Source organism: Rhodanobacter sp. FW102-FHT14D06 (assembly GCF_043950705.1).
Classification (GTDB): Bacteria; Pseudomonadota; Gammaproteobacteria; order Xanthomonadales; family Rhodanobacteraceae; genus Rhodanobacter.
In genome coordinates this window covers 1,468,378-1,490,684 of record NZ_CP170722.1, presented here as the reverse complement: position 1 = coordinate 1,490,684, position 22,307 = coordinate 1,468,378, and the positions used below count along the sequence as shown (strand labels likewise).

Below are 22,307 nucleotides of genomic sequence, written 5' to 3'. Positions count from 1 at the left end.
CTCGGCGCCCGTTGTCATTTCGGCTGCGCGATCGCGTTCAGAACGTTACCTGCGTGTACAGACCGATGACGAAGGCATCGGGAATGTCGCCGGTGCCGCCAGGGTGCATCACGTATTGCAGGTTCGGGCGCAGCGTCAGCCAGGGGGTGATCTTCGCGCCGTAGTCGATTTCGGCGACGCTTTCGTAAGTCTGGATGCCGACGCTGCCGGGTGCCAGCTGGTTGCGGTCGCGCTGGTAGCGGGTCAGGCGCGGGTTGGTGCGGCCGCTGGCCAGCATGAACGAGACCACGTCGTTGTTGCGGCCGGGGAAGGTACCCTGGTAGTGGCCGCCGAGCACCCAGAAGTCGCGGAAGCGGGCGGTGGCCCTGTCGCCGACGCCGGCCATCATGCCGAGAGTGAGGCCGCGGCTGGAGTCGGCGCCTTCGCGGTAGACCATGCGGTCGGCGATCACGTAGCCGCCGGATCGGCCGTTGTGCTGCAGGAAGTCGGCGCCGGTGAGGCCAGCGGGCTGGCCGTTGACGTCGGTGTACACGTCCGGCGTGCCGGCGGTGTTGTAGTACACGCCGAGCTTGAGATCGCCGGGCAGCTGTCCGGCGCCGCGCCCGCTTGACCAGCCCAGTTCGACCGGCACGAATACGCCGCGGTGCTTGAGGCTGAGATTGAAGCCTTGGTCGCGATTGCCGGCGTCGGGGTTGTCCAGGTAGGCGCCGGCGTTGACGTAGAAGTCCGGCGTGGCGTGCCACTTCACATGGCCGCCCCATTGCGCGGTGGGGAAGTTGTGCGCGCCGCTGTTGGTGGTCATCGCGTTGGCGTGGCCGCAGATGATGCCGTTCTGGAAATTGCAGAACGCCGGCAGCCGCGCGAAGTCGTCGCCCACCGGCGACCAGCCCAGCTGCAGGAAGATCCGGTGGTCGAGGAAATCCTGTTGCCAGTTCAGCTCGGCGAGACGGAAGTTCTGCCCCGCGCCATACAGCTCCTGCACCGAGAACTGGTTGCCCAGCGCATCGTTGGTCAGGCTGCGGCCGCGGCGGTCGGTGACGGTGAACTGGATCTTCGCGTTCGGCACGCCCCACAGCTTGTCCAGGTCGAAATCCGCGCCGGCGTCGAGTTGCTGGGTGTAGCGCGCGGTCTGCTCGTGGCCGCCGGAGACGTTGCCCGCGCTCTCGGTGGTCCAGTGCGCGCGCAGGGTGATGCCGTCGTCTTCGAGCGAGCTGCGCGTGCCGCCCCAGTCGCCGGTCAGTGTGGGCCGGGTCAGCCAGCTGTCGTTACCCGATGGGGTCGACCGGGCCAGCGCGGGCAGTGCGCAGACCAGCAGCATGCCGGCGAGCGCGCAGCGGAGGAACCGCATGGAAACGGAATCGCACATGGCATGGGCCTAGAGAGTTTTCGTGTGCGACCGCTTGCGTCGACGCAGCAGCCAGAAAATCACGGCGCTCAGCAGCAGCACGATCACGATGATCGCCAGCCGCGCCAGCAACACCAGGTGGGACGGGGCGCCGCCGGCCCGCAGGGTGCGCACCTGCTCCACGCTGACGGTGGCGGCGGGATTGCCGTAATGCTGCAGCAGCCAGTTGCCCACCGTGGCGATCTGCCGGTCGGAGAGTTCGTGCGCGAAGCCGGGCATGTGCACGCCGGAGTCATCGGTGTGCCAGCGGATGCCGTCGAGTATGACCATCACCAGGTTGGCCGTGTCGGTGCGGCCGGTGGCGGTGTTGTGGAACAGGGGCGGCAGGCCGCCATCGAAGCTGCCCTCGCCGCGGGCCTGATGGCAGCTGGCGCAGTAGGCGTCGTAGACCTGCGCGCCGCTCATCTTGTCGGCGTCGTCGGGCAGCGCGGTGCGTGCCATGTCCGGTTCGGCGCTGGGGCCGCCCCAGCTGTCGACGGCGCGGGTGTCGGCGGGGTCGTGTCGTGGCGGCACGGTTTTCAGGTAGGCGGCGATCGCCTGCAGGTCGCCGTCGGTGAGATGGCGCAGGCTGTTGTCGACCGCCTCGGCCATCGGCCCGGCGGCCTGCGCCTTGCCGCTAACGTGGCCCAGTTTCAGGTAGGCGACCAGTTCGGCCGCGCTCCAGTTGCCGATGCCGCTGGTCGGGTCCGCGGTGATGTTCGGCGCGAACCAGGTGCCGACCGCGCCGCCGGCGAGTTCACGCGACGACTTCTCCGCCATCAGCAGGTTGCGCGGCGTGTGGCAGGTGCTGCAGTGGGCCGGCCCGCGCGCCAGGTAGGCGCCGCGGTTCCATGCCGCACCTTTGGCCGGGTCGGGCGTGAACGGCTTGCTGTCGAGGAACAGCAGGTTCCACGCCGCCATCGACAGGCGGATGTTGAACGGGAACGGCAGTCGGGTCGGCGCCGGCTTACTGTCCACCGGCGCCACGCCGTGCATGAAGTACGCGTACAGCGCATGCACGTCGTCGTCGGTGATTTGCGCGTAGGCGGTGTACGGCATCGCCGGGTACAGGTGCTTGCCGTCGGCGCGGATGCCCTTGCGCAAGGCGTCGCTGAATTGCTGCTCGGTGTAGTTGCCGATGCCGGCGGTTTTCGATGGCGTGATGTTGGTGCTGATGATGCTGCCGATCGGCGTGGGCACGGTCAGTCCGCCGGCATACGGTTGGCCGTGCGGCGCGGTGTGGCAGGCCACGCAGTCGGCCGCGGTGGCCAGGTACTGGCCGCGCTGCTGCAGGGCGGTGTCAGTGTTGTCGGCGGCCGCGGCAGGCGTGGCGACGAGCAGGGCGAGCAGTGGGAGCCAGCGCAGCGACATGTTCATGCCAGATCCGCCTCGCCATCGACGTGCGCCGTGGCCGTGTGGGCCTGCTTTGCCGGCAGCATGTGCTCGGCGGTGCGCAGTGCCAGCGCCACCGCGGTGAGGGTGGAGTTCATCGTGGCCGCAGTGGGCATCACGCCGGTGCTGCAGACGAACAGGTTCTCGTGGTCGTGCGTGCGGCCGAACGCGTCGACCACCGAGGCCGTCGGGTCGTTGCCCATGCTCATCGTGCCGGTGATGTGCTGGTTGTTGGCGAAGCTGCCCTCCGCGCTGTAGCGCAGGCCGGTACCGCCCATCAGCTCGGCGATCTTCGCGAAGTCGGCTTTCGAGATCTCGGCGCCGCGGCGGGTGTAATCGGCGATGGCGTAATGCGCCTCCGGTTTCGGAATGCCCATGGCATCTTTCTGCGAACTGAGCGTGATGCGGTTGTCGGGGTCGGGCAGCACTTCCAGCACGTTCTTCACGTTGACCTGGCGCGCGGCGCGCCAGCGCAGCTGCTTCTCGAACTCCGCGCCGTACACGCCTTCCTTGATCAGGTCGTTGGTGACGCCATACACCTGTGAGATGTTGGTGAAGTCCAGCCGATACGGCGCGTGCTGCGCGCGGAACGCGCCGTCGCGCAGCGTGTTGATCGAACTCGGGCTCTGCGGGCCGCGGCCCAGCCACAGCTCTTCGTCGGCGTAGAAGGTGAGCGAGGTGCTGGGGTGGTCCATCAGATGGCGGCCGACCATGCCGGAGCTGTTGGCCAGGCCGTTCGGGTACTTGCTGCTGGCCGACAGCAGCAACAGTTTCGGGCTCTCGATGCCGTTCGCGGCGAGGATGAACTGCTTGCCGGTGACGCGGTGCTCGCTCTTGTCCGGCGCGTAGTAGCGGACCGCGACGATGCGGCCTTTCGCGTCGTGCTCGATCCGGTAGACCACCGCGTTGGGAACCACGGTTGCGCCGGCGGCCTCGGCCGCCTCCACCGCGTTGATGCCCAGGTACTGCGCGTTGACCGGGCAGATCGGCTGGCAGCTGTTGTTGCCCACGCAGGCCGGGCGGCCGTCGTAGCCGCGACTGTTGCGTGCCACCGTGTTGCCGACCACGGCGTAGGTCGGTGCCAGCCGTTCGCGGAAGCGGCGCATCGACCACGGCTCGGCGACCGGCCCCATCGGGAACGGGTGCAGGCGTGGCGAACCAGTGTTGTCCTCGCCCGCCACGCCGAGGAGCTCCTCGGCCTCCTGGTACCACGGGTCGAGTTCCTCGTAGCTCAGCGGCCAGTCCACGCCCACGCCGTACAGGCTCTTGATGCGCACGTCGTTCGGCACCAGGCGCCATGCCTGCGCGGCCCAGTGCCAGGTGGTGCCGCCGACGGCGCGGATGTACTCGGCGGGATAGGGATACGGCCCGGCCTGTATCAGGTAGCCGTTGTCCTTGGGTACGTAGATCGGATGCGGCGCCCACGGCGAGGGTGGGTACGGCGCCATCCAGTTGCCCTTGAGCGGCGAATTGCGAAACGCGGCGACGACGCGGGCGCGTTCCAGCCGCGGCCCCGCCTCCAAGATCAGCACCGAGGCGCCTTGCTGCGCCAGCCGGCGCGCCGCCAGCGCGCCGACGATGCCCGCGCCGATCACCACGATGTCAGCCGATGCAGGTGCGGACATGCGCTGCTACTCCTTCAGACGGGTTTGCCGGTCCAGCTGCCGTAGGTGCCGTAGGCGTAGGTCGGCGGCTTCAGCACGTCGGCCACGATCACCGCGTCGAGCGCGCTTTCGTAGGCGATGCAGCGCGCGCCGTCACCGCTGCCGACCACGCCCAGCGCCCAGGCGCTCATGATCCGGCGCGGCAGCGGTGCCAGCGACGAGTGCTCGCTGTCCAGCACGCCTTGCAGTCGCAGCGGGTCGATGTGGCGCTGATTGATCAGGGCGAGCAGCGCCTGCACGTCGGCGGGAAAGTGCGCATCATCGGCGACCAGCGCGGCGTAGATGCGCGTGGCCTGCGCCGCGTCGAGCGAGGGCCGCCCGACCAGGATCGCCGACACCGCCACGAAGGCACCTTGCTGGTCATCCGGCACCTCCTGCGCCAGTGCCCATGGAATCAGCGTGGCGGTGTACGCGGTCAACAGGCCGACGAGCAGGCGTCGGCGAGACGGATCGGCGGGATCGTCCGGAGCGACGGCTCCATCACCGAACGCTTGCTGTGCCATGGATGCACCTGCGTAGTGGCGCGGCCTGCAATGCCAGTCGCGATGGCGGAAACACTACTCTCTTCATGCATCAAGGCAAAAGGACCGGCACGCGATGACGTCGATGCCGGCCCGCAAGAAATCGCGAACGACGATCAACGGCGCACATGGCGGTCTCCCGTCGGCGGCCGGGCACGCTGAGGTGGTTGCGCGCCACGCGTTGCGCGCAGAGATCGCCAGGCCCATGATCGAACCGGACGCGAGGCGATGCCGGCGATCCGTGCGGGGTGCAACACAGCGAAGGCAATTCAGGCCGCCGATGCATCCGTCGCGGATGCAGACGCATGTTCAAACCGATGCGCAAGGAGAACGTCGTGGACAATGCAATCAGCGTGGTGGCACGGCTGTTGATGGCCCAGCTCTTCATCATTTCGGGCTGGCAGAAACTGACCGGCTTCAGCGGCACCGAGGCGTACTTCACCCAGATGGGCATTCCGCTGGCCGGCGTGGTCACCCCGCTGGTGATCCTGATCGAACTGGGTGGCGGACTCGCCCTGCTGTCCGGCTTCAAGACGCGCTGGGTCGCCGCTGTCATGGCGGCATTCACCGTGGGCTCGGCGTTGATCGCGCACACGAACTTCGCCGACCCGAACCAGGCGATCAACTTCATGAAGAATCTGTCGATCGCCGGTGGCCTGCTGTGGTTCATGCGCAATGGCGCGGGCTCGGCCAGCGTCGACGCCGCGCTCGGCAAATCCCCGTCATGAGGCGTGGCCGGCGTTCGCCGGCCGTGTCGCGTCACGGGACCGTCCGTATCGGGCCAGCCATCGGTCTGGCTCGATACGCCAAAGGCTCAGGGTGAAGCGGCGCTCACCCGCCACACCGCATCGCCGACATCGTCCGCGATCAGCAGCGCGCCGTCCTTGTCCTGCGCCAGTCCCACCGGTGCGCCGTACAGCTCCGACTCGTCATCCGAGTGGAAGCCGCTGACGATCGTTTCGGGCGCGCCGACCGGCTTGCCCTGCACGAACGCGACGTGGACGACGGCGTAGCCGCTCAGCGGCGAGCGGTCCCAGCTGCCGTGCTCGCCGACGAAGGCGCCATGCTGATACTGCTCCGGCAGCGCGTTGCTGTCGGAGAACAGCAGCCCGAGCGCGGCGACGTGCGAGCCCAGCGCATAGTCGGGCACGATCGCCTTCGCCACCAGGTCAGGCCGCTGCGGCATGGCGCGGCTGTCCACATGGTGGCCAAAATAACTGTACGGCCAGCCGTAGAAACCGCCCGGCTGGACCGAAGTCAGGTAGTCGGGTACCAGGTCCGCGCCGATCTCGTCGCGTTCGTTGACGATCGCCCAGAGCTTGCCCGTGTGCGGCTCGAACTGCAGTCCGGTCGGATTGCGCAGGCCCGAGGCGAAGACCCGGCTGCCGGCACTGGCCACGTCCACTTCAAGCACGGCGGCACGCCGGTATTCCTGGTCGAGACCGTTCTCGACGATATTGCTGTTGGAGCCGACTCCGACATACAGCTTGCTGCCGTCCGGGCTGGCCACCAGCGCCTTGGTCCAGTGGTGGTTGATGGTGGCCGGCAGGTCGGTGAATTCCACGCCGGGCGTGGCGATCTGCGTTTCGCCGGCGACGTAGGGGAACTTCACGATCGCGTCGGTGTTGGCCACGTACAAGGTGTCGCCGATCAGCGCCACGCCGAACGGCGAATGCAGGTGTTCGATGAAGACGTGCTTCTCCCATTCGCCGCCGGCATTGCCGTTCCGGCGCAGCAGGGTGATTCGGTTGCCGCCTTTCGCGCCCTTGCCGGAGAGGTTCTTGACCTTGTTGGCGATCAGCTGCTTCGGCGTGGTCACCGGTTCGGCGCCGGGGCCGTTGGATTCCACCACCAGCACGTCGCCGTTGGGCAGGGTGTAAAGCTGGCGCGGGTGCAGCAGGCCGCTGGCGATCTTCTCGATCTTGAGCCCGGCGGCGACCTTGGGTGCCTGGCCCGGCTTCCACCCGGCGTAGCGCGGAACCTGCATCGGCGGCACCAGGAAATTGCGCGCGGCAGGCAGGGGCGGCGCGTCGCCCGATTGTTGCGCAGGTTGGTACGACGCCTTGCCGCTGCAGCTGCCCAGGAGCAGCCCGACGGTCAGCATCAGCATGCTGCGAAGGATGAGCTTATTCATGGGAGAACTCCTTCGCGGCGGAGCTGTGCACAGCCATCACGACGTGGCCGATGGAAAGCAGGATGACCGTGCATGCCGAGAGCCACACGCCGGTCGGCACCACCGCGTACGCATCGCGGCTGTGCACGAAGGCGTTGAAGATCGCCGCGACGATGGCGAGCAGGTTGAGCCAGAAGTCGAGCTTGTCGGTGCGTCGGGCGAGTTGTCGCGAGGTGATCCAGACCTGGGCGAGGTTGACGACGCGCGGGATGATCGCGAGCAGCAGCCCGAACACGATCAGCCAGGCGGCACCCTTGTTCCACAGCACGACCGCGGTACGGGCGTAGATGATGTCGAAGATCAGTGCGGCGACGAAGAAGCCGAAGGGAAGGGGGTTGAGCAGGCCATAGACGGCGTTGGCCGTGACGGAACGACGTGGTGCGCTGGAATGGTTCACGGGCAGCTACCTCTGCAGGAGGGACGCGATGGATGGCCAGGAACGCTTTGCATCGGAGCAGACGGGGTGGGCAAGGTCAAGCGTGCCTGCGGATGACACATTCGTGACATGCCGTGGCCGCCGGAGCTTCATGACACACTGAGGCATGGGAGAGCGATGGGTGGGCCTGAGGTTGCAAAGTCTGCAATGGCGCAATGCGGGCACGGGGGCGAGATTTCGATCCGGCTGGCCGATCATCGTGTCGCTGCTCGGCCTGCTGCCGGTTCCGCAACGGGTGGCTGCCCAACAGTCGGCGACGCGCGATCCGAACGTGGTGCCCGTGACCTTGCCGGTGGTGCAGGTCCATGCGATCCGTCTGGACATCCCCCCGTTCGATCTTCCCGCCGCACTCAACGTGGTGCAGGCGGCACCTGCCGCGACTGGCCAGCCGGGCGTGAACCTTTCCGAGTCGCTGGTCGGCGTGCCGGGCATCCTGGCGCGCGACCGGCAGAACTATGCGCAGGATGTGCAGATCTCGATACGCGGCTTCGGCTCGCGCGCGACCTTCGGCGTGCGCAGTATCCGCCTGTATGTCGACGGCATCCCGGCGACGCTGCCGGATGGACAGGGCCAGGTCTCGCACTTCAATTTCGATTCGGCCGAGCGGGTGGAGATCCTGCGCGGCCCGTTCTCGGTGCTCTACGGCAATGCCGCCGGCGGCGTGGTGCAGCTGTGGAGTGCCGAAGGCACGCCGACGCCGCTGACCATCGTGGGCGTGAACGCCGGCAGCCACGACAGCTTCCGCACCAGCGTCGACACGCGCGGCACGCTGGGTGCGGTCGACTACAACGTGGCCGGTTCGCTGTTCGTTTCCGGCGGCTACCGACCGCACAGCCGGGTGCGACGCGAATCGGACAACGCCCGCTTCGGCGTGGACCTGGGTGGCGGCAGGAAGCTCACCCTGGTGGCGAATCGTCTGAACCAGCCGATATCCCAGGACCCGCTCGGCCTCACCCGCGCGCAGGTCGACGCCGATCCCCGCCAGGTCGCCGCGCCCGCGATCCAGCACAACACCCGCAAAAGCATCGAGCAGAATCAGCTGGGCGCCATCTACGAACAACCGGCGGGCAGCGACGACCACTTGCGCGTGATGGGCTACTTCGGCCAGCGCAGCATCACGCAGTACCAGTCGATTCCGATGGGCGCGCAGCAGAGCCCGCTGTCGCCCGGTGGCATGGTGGCGCTGGATACCGACTATGGCGGCCTCGACGCGCGCTGGACGCATGCCGGCCGGCTGGCCGGCCGCGATTACAAGTTCGTGCTGGGCATCAGCGCCGATGGACAACGGCAGCATCGCCGCGGCTACGAAAACTTCGTCGGCAACACGCTGGGCGTCACCGGCGCGCTGCGCCGCGACGAGAACGACAACGTCGACAGCATCGACCCGTACGCGCAGTGGTACTGGCAACTTGCCGAACGCTGGTCGCTGCTGCTCGGCGTGCGCCGTGACGACGTGCGTTTCCGCGCGCGCGACCACTACGTCAGCGCGACCAACCCGGACGACAGCGGCGGCGTGGATTACGCCGCCACCACGCCGGTGGCCGGACTGGGCTTCCGGCCGAGTGACACGCTGCGGCTCTACGCCAGTTACGGCAAGGGCTTCGAAACGCCGAGCTTCAACGAGCTCGGTTACCGCAGCGACGGCTTGCCGGGCCTGGCCTTCGATCTGCGTCCGGCGCGCAGCCGCAACCTGGAGCTGGGCGCGAAGTGGCAGCTCAGCCGTGCCCTGGCCTTCGACGCGGCGGCGTTCCGTGCCGATACGCGCGACGAGCTGGCGGTCAGGACCAGCGAGAACGGTCGCTCCACTTACCAGAACGTCGGCCGCACGCGGCGCCAGGGTGTCGAGTTGTCGCTGACCGGCCAGCTTGCCGACGACTGGCAGCTCAGCGCCGGCTTCGCCCGCCTGCAGGCGCGCTTCCGCAGCGCCTTCCTCGCGTGCACGGCCAGACCCTGCACGGCGGGCGCCACGCTGGTGGGCGCGGGTACGCGCATGCCGGGCGTACCCGAAAACTACGGTTCCCTGCGGCTGCGCCACGGCGGCGAGCTGGGCTGGCATCAAAGCCTGGACCTGACCGCCGTGGGTGCCGTCAGCGTCAACGACACCGACACCGGACACGCGGCGGGCTATGGCGTGATCGGCGTGGACGCCGGCTACACCTTCGCCGTGGGCAGGGACACGCACCTGCTGCTCAGCGCCCGCGTGGACAACCTCGGCGACCGCCGCTATATCGGCTCGGTGATCGTCAACGACAGCAACGGGCGCTACTTCGAACCGGCCCCGGGCCGCAGCTGGATGCTGGGGGCACGGCTGATTTTCCGTTGATCCGTGCCCGGCCGTGCAAACGCGTTGCGCGGGTTCTTCCGCGCACGGGTCGGGCCGTGCCGCCGGCCCGGAGCATGCGGCGCGACCGGCGGATCAGTTTGCGCGCGGGTGCACGGTCAACACGCGCTCGATGTGCAGGTGCAGTTCCTTCATGTAGTTGCCCAGGAACTCGGCGGTGGATTCGTTGGTGACCGCGCCATCCTCGGCGATCAGCCCCGGCTTGAACTGGATATAGGCCTCCAGCGTGTTCATCAGCGGCGAGTTGCAGAAGCACAGCATGCCGCGCAACTGCGCCTGCGCCACGGCGGTGCCGATCGCGCCGGGCGAGGTGCCGATGATGCCCGACGGCTTGCGCGCGAAGGAGTTCTTGCCCCACGGCCGGCTGGCCCAGTCGATCGCGTTCTTCAGCGCGCCGGGAATCGAGCGGTTGTACTCCGGGGTGACGAACAGCACCCCGTCGACCGCGGCGATCGCCTGCTTGAACGCGCGCGCCACCGCCGGATAGTCGGCGTCGTAGTCGTAGCTGTACAGCGGCAGATCCCGGATCGGGATCTCCACCAGCTCCAGTTGCGGTGGCGCCAGCCTGGCCAGTGCATGGGCCAGCTGGCGGTTGATCGAGCCCTTGGCAAGGCTGCCGACGATGTAGCCGACCTTGAATGTAGTCATGGGAACTTCCTCGTGGGTGACGTGGCGTGGTGACCGCAGGAACCGCCGTGGCGGTGATGGCTCGGGCAACGGCTGTTGTTCAGTAACCCACCGTGAAACGTTGCCGCGAATGCTTCGGCGTTTCCAGTTCGTCGACGAAGGCGATCGCGTAATCCTCCATCGAAATCCAGCTCTTGCCGTTCGCATCGGTGAGCAACTGGTCGGTGCCGAGGCGGAACTTGCCGGTGCGCTCGCCGGGGTCGAACTCGGCTGGCGGCGACAGGAAGGTCCAGTCGAGTTCGCGCTCGCCGCGCAGAATGTCGAGGAAGCGGCGGCCGCCCTCGGCTTCGGGCCGATACGCCGCGGGAAAGCCCGGCGCGTCGAGCAGGCGGTGGCCCGGCGCCACCTCCAGCGTGGCGGCGCCGCCGACCACCAGCAGGCGCTTGACCCTGGCCTGTTTCACCGCGGTGATCAGCGCGGCGGCGTCGGTGGTGGCGAACTTCAGCGCGCTGAGCACCGCGTCGTGGCCGGCCAGCAGCGGGACCAGTTGCGCGGGCTGATCGGCGTCGGCGTTCTTCAGTACCAGGCCCGGTTGGCCGGCCAGCTTGCCGGTATCGCGGGCAATGCCGGTGACGTGGTGGCCACGCCGCAGCAGTTCGGCCAGCAGGCGCGAGCCGACGCGGCCGGTGACGCCGATCAAGGCGATCTTCATGCTTGTCTCCCTGCGGTGGTATCGCGCGGGTGATCGATGGCGCCGCGTCGACTATCACGCTAGATTAACGCCGCGGATGTAAGCAATACGTGGATACGAATCGTCACTGCGGGAGTCCCCCGATGACTGACCGGAACACCGCGACGCGCATGCCGACGATCTTCTTCGGCCACGGCAACCCGATGAATGCGCTGCAGGACAACGACTGGAGTCGCGGCTGGGCCGCAATCGGCCAGCGTCTGCCGCGTCCGCGTGCAGTGCTGTCGGTGTCGGCGCACTGGTACCTGCCGGCCACCTTGCTTACCGCGATGGCGACACCGCGCACCATTCACGATTTCGGCGGTTTTCCGCGTGAGCTGTTCGAGGTGCAATATCCGGCGCCCGGCGATCCCGGCCTGGTGTACCGCGTGCGCGAACTGCTGCAGCCGCTGGACGTGGGCGAGGACCGTTCGTGGGGACTGGACCACGGCACCTGGTCGGTGCTGCGCCATGTCTATCCCGAGGCCGACGTGCCGGTGGTGCAGCTGTCCATCGACGAGTCGCAGCCGCCGGATTTCCACTACGGACTGGGCCGCCTGCTGCGGCCGCTGCGCGACGAGGGCATCCTGCTGATCGGCAGCGGCGACGTGGTGCACAACCTGCACGCCTATGCCTGGGGCCGCCATCCGGCCGAGCCGTTCGACTGGGCGCTGCGCTTCGAGGCGAAGGCGCGCGAGCTGATGCTGCAGGGCGACCATCACGCGCTGGTGGACTACGAGGCGCTGGGTCGCGACGCGGAGCTGTCGATCCCCACGCCCGACCACTACCTGCCGCTGCTGTACGTGCTCGGCGCCAGCGACGAGGGCGACGCGGTGACGTTCCCGGTCGAGGGCATGGACGGCGGCTCGATCTCGATGCTGAGCGTGCAGTTCGGCTGAGCACCGCCGCCAGCGGGGCGCGTCGCGTGCCGGCCTTCAGTGGCTCGTCGCCGACCCCGGCGCGCGCTGGACGCGGCCGCTCTTCATCACGAAATCCACCCTGGCGGTGACGGCGATGTCGGCCAGCGGATTGCCCGGCATGGCCACGATGTCGGCGTGCTTGCCGGCGGCGAGCACGCCGATGTCGTCCTGGCCGAGCAGTTCCGCCGCGACGCTGGTGGCGGCTTTCAGCGCGCGCAGCGGCGTGAGGCCCGCCGCCACCATCGCCTGGAATTCGAGGATGCCGTGGCTGAAGGGAAACATGCCGCAGTCGGTACCGTAGGCGATCTTCACCTGACTCTGTGCGATCAGCTGCTGCGATTCGACGATCGTGCCGCTGTCGCGGCTGAACTTCCAGATCGCCTGGCACGGCAGGGTGTGCCCGTGCAGGGCGTGCAGGTCTTCCTGGGTCATCTGCATCGTCGGCACCAGCCAGGCACCGGCGCGCTCCGCCATCGCCAGTGCCTCGGCATCGATCAGGTAGGCGTGTTCCAGGCTGCGGGCGCCGGCGCGGATCGCCTGCCGGCAGCCGTCGGCGGCGCCGGTGTGCACCGCCACCGGCATGCCCAGCTGGCGCGCGGTGGCGGCCAGCAGGTTCATCTCGTCGTCGAACCAGGTCACTCGGGCCGGGTCGTCGTCGGGGCTGAAGTAGCCGCCGGTGTTGGTGGTCTTGATCCAGTCGCTGCCGAAGGCGTGCTCGCGGCGCACCAGCGCCTTGATCGTGCCCGCGTCGTCGGCGATGGCGGAGACGGGGATGTCCCAGCGCGGCCCGTAGAATCCGCGCAGGTCGCCGTGCCCGGCCGACGAGCTGATGATGTGCGCGGCGACGATCAGCCGCGGCCCCTCGACGAGGCCGGCGGCGAGCGCGTTGCGCAGGTCCACGGTGGGGAAGTCCGGATCGACGCAGCCCATGTCGCGCAGGGTGGTGAAGCCGTAGCGCATGTATTCGCGGGCGATGCTCAGCCCCTTCAGCGCCTTGGTTGCGGACGAGGTCAGCGTCTGCTGTGCCAGGTCGGCGGCATCCATGGTCAGGTGGACGTGGCAGTCGATGAAGCCGGGGCTCACCGTGTGCCCGGACAGGTCGATCGTCTGCACATCGGGCGGGCGGCGCACCGCGGGCCCGATCTCGGCGATGCGATCGTCTTCCACGAGGATTTCGATCGGGCCGCTCAGGCGGTCGGCTACGCCATCGAACATGCCGCCGCACAGCAATACGCAGGTTCCCATGTCAGTTGCCCTCGTCGTGGTGTCGGTGCTGCGGTGCGTCCGCTGCCTCAGCCTCGGCCGCTCGCGCCGTCGGCAGGTGCCAGCCCCGGCGGATCGCCATGAAGCGCAGCGCGAAGCAAAGGCCGCCGCCGGCCAGCGCGGCCACCATCGGCGGCAGGTGCAGCAGGTGGGCGCTGACCACCACGCCGGCGCCGGCCAGCGCCGCCAGCGCGTACAGGTCGGCGCGCAGCACGCTGGGGATGCCGGACACCAGCACGTCGCGCAGCATGCCGCCGCCGATGCCGGTGAGCATGCCGAGCAGGGCCGCCATCACCGGGTCGATGCCGTGCAGCAGCGCCTTCTGGGCGCCGGCGACCGCGAAGAACGCCAGCCCCACGGCGTCCAGCCACAGCACGTCGCGGCGCAACCGGTCCGTCACCGGGTACCAGAAGAAGGTGACCAACCCGGCCAGCGCGGACACGCCGGAATACTTCAGGTCCGCGATCGCCGCCGGTGGCACCGCGCCGATCAGCAGGTCGCGCGTGATGCCACCTGCGTTGCCTGCCGCGAACGCCAGCACCAGCACGCCGAACACGTCGAGCCGGTGCCGGACCGCGACCACCGCGCCGCTGATGGCGAACACGAAGGTGCCGCCGAGGTCCAGCACCAGCGGCAGCACGTGCAGCACGGCCCGGGTGGCTTCGACCGGCTGTTCCATGGGTTCAGGGCGCCGCCGCCAGCCACGCCCGCGCGGCCACCATCAGCGCCTCCACGCCGGTTCCCAGCGTGGGATGCAGCACCGGCAGGAAGCGCGGATTGTGGTTGGTGGGGATCTCGTTGAGCCGGTTCGCGGCCTTGGCCTTGGCGTAGATGTCGGGGTCGGTGCCGCCGACGAACCAGAACACCGACGGCACGCCCCATTCGGCGCCGAACGAGCCGAAGTCCTCGCTGGCCGAGGTCGGCCCGGTCTGCCGGATGCGCTCGGCCGGGAAGTGGCGGCGGAAGGCCTCGACCACGGTCGTGGTCGCCGCCTCGTCGTTGGTGACCAGCGAATAGTTGTCCAGCGGCGTGATCTCCGGCGGCTTCGGCGCACCCGAGGCCGCCGCCTCGGCGTTGACGATGCGGGTGATCGCGGCGAGTACGCGCTTGCGCACGCCCTCGTCGAAGCTGCGCACATTGAGCTTGATGATGGCCTCGTCGGGGATCACGTTTTCCTTGGTACCGGCCTGCAGCGAGCCGATCGTGAGCACCGCCGCCTCGGTCGGCGCCAGCTCGCGCGCGACGATGGTCTGCAGCCGCAGCACCGTGGCCGCCGCCATCACCACCGGATCGATGCTGGCCTGCGGCATCGAGCCGTGTGCACCGCGCCCGAACAGGCGGATCTGCAGGCTGTCGGCGGCCGAGGTGATCACCCCCTTGCGCCCGCCGATGGCGCCGGCCGGGCCCACCATCACGTGCTGGCCGAGCACCACGTCGGGCTTGGGGAAACGCTGGAACAGCCCGTCGTCGATCATCGCCTGCGCACCCTGGGCCGTTTCCTCCGCCGGCTGGAACACCGCCATCAGCGTGCCCCGCCAGCTGTCGCGGGTCTGCGCCAGCAACGTCGTGGCGCCGACCAGCCAAGTGACGTGCATGTCGTGGCCGCAGGCGTGCATCACCGGCACGGTGTTGCCCTCGTGGTCCACCGCGGTGAGCTTGCTCGCATAAGCCACGCCGGTGGCTTCCTCGACGGGGAGCGCGTCCATGTCGGCGCGCAGCATGACGGTGGGGCCGTCGCCGTTGCGGAGCAGGCCGACGACGCCGGTCTTGCCCACGCCGGTGGTCACTTCGTAGCCCGCCGCGCGCAGGTGTTCGGCGGCCAGCCCGGCGGTGCGGGTTTCCTGCATGGAGAGTTCCGGGTGCGCGTGGATGTCGGTGTACAGCGCTTCGAGTGACGGCAGCAGTTCCTGCAGGCCGTGGGGCAGCGCACCGGAGCTTGGCGTCGAGTGATCGGTCATGGTCGTGGTGATCCCTGTGTCGAATGATGCAGGCGCATAGGTCGGTGCGGGTCGCGGGAGGCGGTGTCCGCGCCGCCCATGATGTGCCCGCCCACTGTTCCGAATCGGTGAAAAGCCGCAGCGAGGCCGTTGTCGGCATTTGCACCAAATGGATACATTGCCCATGATGGTGCAATGAGCGATCTGGCGTGGCAGACATGGGCACAGCAGCTGGCGACCGGCATCGTGCTGGTCGACGCCCGGCTGCGCCTGCGCTGGCTCAATCCGGCGCTGGTGGAAGGGCTGGAACTGGGCGTGCGCCACCCGTTGGGGCAGCCGCTGACGTTGCTGTTTGCCGACGGTGACGAGGCTGCGGCGCGGGCGGCGCGGGTGCTGGCCGCGCAGCGGCCGGCGCAGTGGCGCGCGGAGCCGCTGGCCGCCGCGAACGGCCGCGAGATCCGTGCGGACATCGCGCTGCAGCCGTTCGACGATGGCCTGCTGCTGGAGGTGCACGTGCTGGCCGAGCCGCTGTCGGCGAGCTCGCCGCTGTCGGCCACCCTGCGCGGTTTCGCGCACGAGGTGAAGAACCCGCTGGCCGGCCTGCGCGGCGCCGCGCAACTGCTGCAGCGACGGGTCGACAACGACGACCTGCAGGCGCTCGCCGGCATGATCATCGACGAGGCCGACCGGCTCGGCACGCTGGCCAATCGCCTGCTGCACCACGACGGCGCCGCGCGGCTCGGCCCGGTCAACATCCACCAATTGCTGGAGCGCCTCGCCGACCTGCTGCAGGCCGAGCCGGCGCCGCCGCAATGGCGCTACGACTACGACCCCAGCGTGCCGGACCTGCTCGGCGATGCCGATCGCCTGCACCAGCTGCTGCTCAACCTGGCGCGCAACGCGCTGGAAGCCGGCGCCCGCACGCTCACCCTGCGCACCCGCGTCGAACACGGCGTGCGCCTCGGTGAGCGGATGCTGCGCACGGCGCTGCGGCTGGAGCTGATCGACGACGGCGCCGGCATCCCGGCCGCGCTGCGCGACACCTTGTTCGAGCCGCTGGTCTCCGGCCGCGCCGACGGCACCGGCCTGGGCCTGGCGCTGTCCCGCGAGATCGCCCGCGAACACGGCGGCGAACTGCGCGGCGCCAGCCGCCCCGGCGAGACCGTGTTCACGCTGTACCTGCCGCTGGAGCGCGCGCATGACTGACCGGACGAAGATCCCTGCAGGAGCGCACCTCGTGCGCGATGCTCCTGCGTCACGCAACGACAAGCATCGCGCGCAAGGTCCGCTCCTGCAGGAAATCTGGATCGTCGACGACGACCGCGGCGTGCGCTTCGTGCTGGCCGAGGCGCTGCGCGATGCCGGCCTCGCGGTGCGCGAGTTCGGCGATGCCGAGGCGGCGCGCGCGGCGTTGCGCGACGAACGCCCCGCGCTGCTGCTCACCGACGTGCGCATGCCGGGCGAGGACGGCCTGAGCCTGCTGCACGACCTGCAGCAACGCGCGATCGGCCCGGTGATCGTGATGAGCGCCTACACCGACGTCGCCACCACGGCGGCAGCCTATCGCGCGGGTGCGGTGGATTACCTGGCCAAGCCGTTCGACCTCGATCACGCCGTGGCCGTGGTGCAGCGGGTGCTGGCCGGCGCGGCAAACGTGGCCGCGCCGGCTCCCGCCGCGCCGGTCGCCCGCCACGCCCTGCTCGGCGACAGCGCGCCGATGCGCGAGGTGTTCCGGCTGATCGGCCGCGTCGCCGCCAGCGACCTCAACGTGCTGGTCACTGGCGAAACCGGCACCGGCAAGGAACTGGTGGCGCGCGCGCTGCACGAGGAGAGCGCGCGCCGCGAGCAACCCTTCATCGCACTGAACACCGCCGCGATCCCCAGCGAGCTGCTGGAGAGCGAACTGTTCGGCCACGAGGCCGGCGCGTTCACCGGCGCCACCCGCCGCGTCGCCGGCCGCTTCGAGCAGGCCGAGGGCGGCACGCTGTTCCTCGACGAGATCGGCGACATGCCGCTGATCCTGCAGACGCGGTTGCTGCGCGTACTGGCCGGCGGCGAGTTCTACCGGGTCGGCGGGCGCGAACTGATCCGCTGCAACGTGCGCATCGTCGCCGCCACGCATCAGGATCTTTCCGCGCGCGTCGCCGCCGGCGCTTTCCGCGCCGACCTGATGCATCGGCTCGACGTGGTGCGCATCGAACTGCCACCGCTGCGCAGCCGCCGCGGCGACATCGCGCTGCTGGCGCAGCACTTCCTGGCCGCCACCGCGCAGGAACTGAAATTGTCGCCGAAGCGCTTCTCCAGGGCCGCACTGAAACTCGTCGCCCAGCGCGACTATCCCGGCAACGTGCGCGAGCTGGAGAACCTGTGCCGCCGGCTGGCGGTGATCGCGCCGGGCAGCGAAATCCTGCCCGGCGACCTGGGCGACGCTGCGGACACGGCACGCGGCGGCGAATGGACCGACGCATTGCGCGAGTGGGCCGCGCAGGCGCTGGCCGATGGCGAGGCGGACATCCACGCCCGCGCCCGCGAAGCGCTCGACCAGACCCTGCTGCAGGCCGCGCTGCAGGCACACGAAGGGCATCGACAGAACGCGGCGCAGGCGCTCGGCGTGGGACGCAACACGCTGACCCGCAAGCTCGGCGCCTCGCGCACGCGGCGACGTTGAGTTGGCCGAAAGCCGGCGGGCAGCGCCCGCCCTGCGCGCGGAGCGCTCCGGCAACCTCACACCGTTCGCCCTGGTCGCTGCCCGTGTGCGCGCCGCTCTCGCTTGTCCCGAGTCGCTTGAATAGCATCGCCCGCAAGCGGGCTCCTACGAGGGCGGATGGCCCAGCGTGATGCGCAGGCGGTGCGTCGCGCCATCGGTGGCGAGGGTGACGGGTTCGGCGGCGTCCAGCGTCTGGCCGTCCATTTCCACCCGCTGCACGCCGCGGCAGACGTGGTCGGGGTTCTGCACGCCGATCTCGTGAAGCGTGCCGCGATGCCGGTAGCTGATCCTGAAGCCGGGCCAGGCTTTGGGAATGCACGGATCGATGTGCAGCCGGTCGCCCCTCAGGTGGAAGCCGAGCAGCGCCTCCAGCCCGGCGCGGTAGAGCCAGGCGGCGGAGCCGGTGTACCAGGTCCAGCCGCCGCGGCCGATGTACGGTGCCACCGAATAGACGTCCGCACAGGCGACGTAGGGTTCGACCTTGTAGCGTTCGACGGCGTTCGGGCTGTCGCTGTGACGGATCGGGTTGAGCAGGTCGAACAGGCCGCCGGCACGGTCGCCGTCGCCGAGCCTGGCCCAGGCGAAGATCGACCAGATCGCGCCATGCGTGTACTGCCCGCCGTTCTCGCGCACGCCGGGCGGGTAGCCCTTGATGTAGCCGGGGTCCTTCTTGCCGTCCTGGTCGAACGGCGGGGTGAACAGTCGCGCGAGCTTGTGCTCGTGGTCGATCAGCAGGCGGTCGACCGAATCCATCGCCTGCACCGTGTGTTCGCGGTCGGTTGCCTTGCCCAGCACGCTCCACGATTGCGCGATGGTGTCGATGCGGCATTGCTCGCTGTCCTTCGAACCCAGCGGCGTGCCGTCGTCGTAGTAGCCGCGGCGATACCACGCGCCGTCCCAGGACTGCTCCAGTGCCGCGCGCAGCGCCGTGGCGCAGTCGCGCCAGCGCGCCGCGCGCGCATCGCCGCGGGCGGCGGCCACCGGTGCCAGCGCGTCGATGGTGGCCAGCACGAACCAGCCCAGCCAGCTGCTTTCGCCACGGCCCTCCGCGCCGACCGCGTTCATGCCGTCGTTCCAGTCGCCGGTGCCGATCAGCGGCAGGCCGTGCGCGCCGCGGGTGAGGCTGGTATCGATCGCCAGCGCGCAGTGCTCGTACAGCGTCGCCTGCCGGTCGGACACCTCGGGCTGGAAGAAGGCATCGGTGGCGCCGTCGGGGATCGCCTGGCCCTGCAGGAACGGCAGCTTTTCGTCCAGCACCGCGCGGTCGCCGCTGACCTCGACGTAATGCATCGCCACATAGGCCAGCCACACGCGATCGTCGCGGATCTTCGTGCGCACGCCCTGGCCGTGCGGCGGCAGCCACCAGTGCTGCACGTCGCCCTCGGGAAACTGGCGCCCGGCGGCGCGCAGCAGGTGCTCGCGCGCCAGGTCGGGGCGGCTCACGCACAGCGCCATCACGTCCTGCAACTGGTCGCGGAAGCCCCAGGCGCCGCTGGCCTGGTAGTACGCGGTGCGCGCCCACAGGCGGCAGGCGGTGACCTGGTACAGCAGCCAGTCGTTGAGCAGGATGTCGAGCGCGCGGTCGGGCGTGCCGACCTGCACGGTGTCGAGCAGGTCGTTCCATTGCGTCGCGATGCGGGCGAGCAGATCGTCGACATCGGCGTGGCGGTACTTCGCCACCAGCGCGCGCGCGGCGTCCTCGTCGCCGCCTTCGCCGAGCAGGAAGATCAGGTCGAGTTGCGTGCCCGGCGGCAGTTCCACGCGCGTCTGCAGCGCGCCGCACGGGTCGAGTCCGGCGCCGAGGCGACCGTCCAGCGGGTGGTCGTGATGCAAGGCCGCCGGCTGCGCGGTGCTGCCCAGCGCGCCGAGGAAACTCGCCCGGTCGCCGCTGAGCGACTGCTGCGCGCCGGCCAGGTCGAAGAACGCCACGCGCTCGCCGAAATCGGCGCGCCAGCGGTTGCGGGCGAACAACGCGCCGCTGGCCGCGTCGCGCGCGGTCGCCACGAACGGCGCCGGCGTGCTGCCGTTGGCGCCGAGCGCCCATTCCACGTAGCCGGTGATCGACAGCCGCCGCGTGCGGCCGGACCGGTTGACCAGGCGCAGCCGCGACAGCTTGACCGGATCGTCCGGCGCCACGCACACGGTCAAGGCCAGCGCGATGCCGTGGGCGTCGTTGCAGAGTTGCGTCCAGCCCTTGCCGTGCGTCGCCGTGCAGCGCGCGCCGTGCACGCGGATCGGCAGCGCGCCGGCGCTCCACAGCTCGCCGTTGTCCCTGTCGCGCAGGTAGATGATGTCGTGCGGTTGATCGCTGGCCGGGTCGTTCGGCCACGGCGTCAGCGCGTTCTGCTGGCTGTTGGTCGACCAGCTGTAGCCGCCGCCCTCGGCGGTGACGGTGCAGCCGAAATGGGGGTTGGCCAACACGTTGCTCCACGGCGCGGGCGTGGGGCGCGCGTCATCCAGCTCGATGCGGTAGGCACGGCCATGCTCGATGAAACCGCCGTGGCCGTTGGGAAACTCCTGCACCGGCTCGTCCGGTGCGACGACCGCGGCGGGCGTCCCGGCGCGGATCGGCACAGCGGCGGCGGGCGTCGCGGCGGCGGGCGCAACGGTGGCCACGGTGTCGGCGTCGACCACCACGCGCGCGGCGGCGAGCAAGGCGTCGCGCTGGTCGGCGGCGATGGCATCCTCGCGCAGGCAGAACAGCTCCACCTTGGGCAAGCCTTCGCAGCCCTTCAGCTGCGCCTGCTGCGCGTCGATGCGCGGCGCCAGGGCAGCGCGCGTGGCATCGTCCTCGCCGAGGCGATCGAGCACCACCACGTCCACCGCCAGTTGCTGCGCGCGCCACCAGCGCTGCGCCAGCAGCAGCGCATCCAGCCGCTGCAGCGCCGCGGCACCGTCCGCGCGCAGCAGTGCGATCGGGCGATCGCCGGAGATGCTCAGCCCCCACAGCGCCGGTGCGCCGCCGTGGCCGCGCGCGCGATCGTCCGGCGCGGCGCGCTGACTCGCATCGCTGACCAGCAGCGCATCCTGCCAGCGGGCGAAGCACGCGGCCTGCGCATCGTCGATGCCGAGTTGCTGGCGTTGCCCGCGGGCGCGTGCTGCGGCATCGGTGAACAATCGCTCGGCGGCCTGCGCATCCTGCATGCGCGCGTGCAGCGCGAGCGCGCCCTCGCGCGAGTCGGCCAGCTGCGTCCACAGCAGCAGGACGACGCGGGCGCCCGGCGCGAGGGTGAAGTTCCGGCGCAGCGCCCAAACCGGGTCGAGCACGCAGCCGGTGGTGCCGGACTGCGCCACGCCGGGAGCCATCGCGCACGCATCGCGCAGCGTGCGGCCGCGGCCGAGGAAACGCGCGCGGTCGGTCTCGCGCTCGGGCGCGCCGGCGGTGTCGCCGAGCAGTTGCAGGGCCTGCGCCGCCCATACCGTGGCCTGGCTGTCGCTGCGCTTGCGCCGGGTGGCCAGCAGCAGTTGGCGCGCGTCATCCCAGTCGGTCTGCACGAACATCTTGGAGTACGCCGGGTGGCTGTCGTCGTCGCCGCGCGGGCCGAGCACCAGTTCGGCGTAGCTGGTCAGCGACACGCGGCGATGGCGGTCGCCGTGGTTGCTCAACACCAGCCGGCGCAGTTCGATGTCGGCATCCGCCGCCACCGCCACGTCCAGTTCATGGTGCAGCAACTGGTGGCGGCCGGCGTAATGCGCCAGCCCGGGCGCGAAGCGCACGGCATCGTCCGGCCGCGACACGCCCAGCGGCTGCGCGGTGACCGACCACACCTCGCCGTCGTCCTCGTCGCGCAACAACAGGAAGTTGCCCCAGGGATCGGTGACCGGGTCCTCGCGCCAACGCGTCACCGCCAGTTCGCGCCAGCGCAGGAAGCCGGCGCCGTTGGGGCCCAGCATGGTGGTGAGGCGACCGTTGCCGAGCAGGTGGCGGGGTGGTGGGGATGCATCGGTGGACATGCGGACGGCTCCTGCGGCTGCGGTGCAGTCGGATCGGGCGAGGGGGCGAATGGCATGCGCATGAGCGCAAAAACCTGCGAGCCGGTCATGCCCGCGCAAGCGAAAGGTTCCCGCCCTGCGCGGGCATGGCGCGCGTCCAGGCCATTCGGCGAAACCGCTCCAGCCTGCGGCGCGCGTCGGCAATGCAACGTGAAAGTGCCGCTCTACACGCCACGCACGCACTTGTCGTCGCACACTGGCAGGCAGTTTGCCGTTCCA

Annotated in this window: 17 protein-coding genes; 5 read left to right on the top strand and 12 right to left on the bottom strand. The window is 69.7% G+C overall.

What is annotated here, in order from left to right; genetic code table 11:
* Positions 1-37: 37 nt before the first annotated feature.
* The 4 genes from ACFCQI_RS06850 to ACFCQI_RS06835 are packed head-to-tail and all read right to left on the bottom strand — an operon-like array spanning position 38 to position 4,943.
* A complete protein-coding gene (locus ACFCQI_RS06850) occupies positions 38-1,348 on the bottom strand; it encodes a carbohydrate porin (protein WP_395120697.1) in 1,311 nt (436 codons plus the stop codon).
* A gap of 27 nt (positions 1,349-1,375) precedes the next feature.
* Complete coding sequence (locus ACFCQI_RS06845; protein ID WP_395120696.1) at positions 1,376-2,761, bottom strand: c-type cytochrome; 1,386 nt, start codon at positions 2,759-2,761, stop codon at positions 1,376-1,378.
* Positions 2,758-4,401: a GMC family oxidoreductase gene (locus tag ACFCQI_RS06840; protein WP_395120695.1), complete on the bottom strand. Its 1,644-nt coding sequence runs from the start codon at positions 4,399-4,401 to the stop codon at positions 2,758-2,760. Before ACFCQI_RS06840 ends, ACFCQI_RS06845 begins: the two co-directional genes overlap by 4 nt.
* A 14-nt stretch (positions 4,402-4,415) precedes the next feature.
* Complete coding sequence (locus tag ACFCQI_RS06835; protein ID WP_395120694.1) at positions 4,416-4,943, bottom strand: sugar dehydrogenase complex small subunit; 528 nt, start codon at positions 4,941-4,943, stop codon at positions 4,416-4,418.
* Positions 4,944-5,266: 323 nt separating this feature from the next.
* Here ACFCQI_RS06835 and ACFCQI_RS06830 point away from each other — a divergent pair, with 323 nt between their 5' ends.
* On the top strand, positions 5,267-5,689 hold the full coding sequence (locus tag ACFCQI_RS06830; RefSeq protein ID WP_395120693.1) for a DoxX family protein: 423 nt from the start codon (positions 5,267-5,269) through the stop codon (positions 5,687-5,689).
* Positions 5,690-5,775: 86 nt separating this feature from the next.
* On the opposite strand, the gene ACFCQI_RS06825 is transcribed toward ACFCQI_RS06830, so the two are convergent.
* A complete protein-coding gene (locus ACFCQI_RS06825) occupies positions 5,776-7,095 on the bottom strand; it encodes a PQQ-dependent sugar dehydrogenase (RefSeq protein WP_395120692.1) in 1,320 nt (439 codons plus the stop codon).
* Entirely contained in the window at positions 7,088-7,531 is a 444-nt protein-coding gene (locus tag ACFCQI_RS06820; protein WP_395120691.1) for a DUF2231 domain-containing protein, read from the bottom strand. Before ACFCQI_RS06820 ends, ACFCQI_RS06825 begins: the two co-directional genes overlap by 8 nt.
* A gap of 238 nt (positions 7,532-7,769) precedes the next feature.
* Between ACFCQI_RS06820 and ACFCQI_RS06815 the strand changes: the two genes are divergently transcribed.
* Positions 7,770-9,893, top strand: a complete 2,124-nt coding sequence (locus ACFCQI_RS06815) for a TonB-dependent receptor domain-containing protein (RefSeq protein ID WP_395120690.1) — start codon at positions 7,770-7,772, stop codon at positions 9,891-9,893.
* Positions 9,894-9,986: 93 nt separating this feature from the next.
* On the opposite strand, the gene ACFCQI_RS06810 is transcribed toward ACFCQI_RS06815, so the two are convergent.
* Complete coding sequence (locus ACFCQI_RS06810; protein ID WP_395120689.1) at positions 9,987-10,559, bottom strand: NADPH-dependent FMN reductase; 573 nt, start codon at positions 10,557-10,559, stop codon at positions 9,987-9,989.
* Between the two features lie 79 nt (positions 10,560-10,638).
* On the bottom strand, positions 10,639-11,250 hold the full coding sequence (locus ACFCQI_RS06805; RefSeq protein WP_395120688.1) for an NAD(P)-dependent oxidoreductase: 612 nt from the start codon (positions 11,248-11,250) through the stop codon (positions 10,639-10,641).
* 122 nt (positions 11,251-11,372) lie between these two features.
* Here ACFCQI_RS06805 and ygiD point away from each other — a divergent pair, with 122 nt between their 5' ends.
* Positions 11,373-12,167: a 4,5-DOPA dioxygenase extradiol gene (gene ygiD, locus ACFCQI_RS06800; RefSeq protein WP_395120687.1), complete on the top strand. Its 795-nt coding sequence runs from the start codon at positions 11,373-11,375 to the stop codon at positions 12,165-12,167.
* A gap of 36 nt (positions 12,168-12,203) precedes the next feature.
* Here the strand turns inward: ygiD and ACFCQI_RS06795 are convergent, their stop codons facing one another.
* Genes ACFCQI_RS06795 through ACFCQI_RS06785 form a run of 3 tightly spaced genes read right to left on the bottom strand, consistent with a single transcriptional unit; the run spans position 12,204 to position 15,409 of the window.
* On the bottom strand, positions 12,204-13,433 hold the full coding sequence (locus ACFCQI_RS06795; RefSeq protein ID WP_395120686.1) for an amidohydrolase family protein: 1,230 nt from the start codon (positions 13,431-13,433) through the stop codon (positions 12,204-12,206).
* Position 13,434: 1 nt separating this feature from the next.
* Positions 13,435-14,097 carry a trimeric intracellular cation channel family protein gene (locus ACFCQI_RS06790; RefSeq protein WP_395121291.1) on the bottom strand — a complete coding sequence of 221 codons (663 nt, stop codon included), beginning with the start codon at positions 14,095-14,097 and terminating at the stop codon, positions 13,435-13,437.
* 37 nt (positions 14,098-14,134) lie between these two features.
* Positions 14,135-15,409, bottom strand: a complete 1,275-nt coding sequence (locus ACFCQI_RS06785; protein WP_395120685.1) for a M20 family metallopeptidase — start codon at positions 15,407-15,409, stop codon at positions 14,135-14,137.
* A 174-nt stretch (positions 15,410-15,583) separates the two neighbouring features.
* Here ACFCQI_RS06785 and ACFCQI_RS06780 point away from each other — a divergent pair, with 174 nt between their 5' ends.
* Both ACFCQI_RS06780 and ntrC read left to right on the top strand, forming a co-directional pair.
* Positions 15,584-16,594, top strand: a complete 1,011-nt coding sequence (locus tag ACFCQI_RS06780; RefSeq protein ID WP_395120684.1) for a nitrogen regulation protein NR(II) — start codon at positions 15,584-15,586, stop codon at positions 16,592-16,594.
* Complete coding sequence (gene ntrC, locus ACFCQI_RS06775; RefSeq protein WP_395120682.1) at positions 16,587-18,056, top strand: nitrogen regulation protein NR(I); 1,470 nt, start codon at positions 16,587-16,589, stop codon at positions 18,054-18,056. Before ACFCQI_RS06780 ends, ntrC begins: the two co-directional genes overlap by 8 nt.
* A gap of 144 nt (positions 18,057-18,200) precedes the next feature.
* Here the strand turns inward: ntrC and ACFCQI_RS06770 are convergent, their stop codons facing one another.
* Positions 18,201-22,049 carry a GH36-type glycosyl hydrolase domain-containing protein gene (locus ACFCQI_RS06770; protein WP_395120681.1) on the bottom strand — a complete coding sequence of 1,283 codons (3,849 nt, stop codon included), beginning with the start codon at positions 22,047-22,049 and terminating at the stop codon, positions 18,201-18,203.
* Positions 22,050-22,307: the final 258 nt, after the last annotated feature.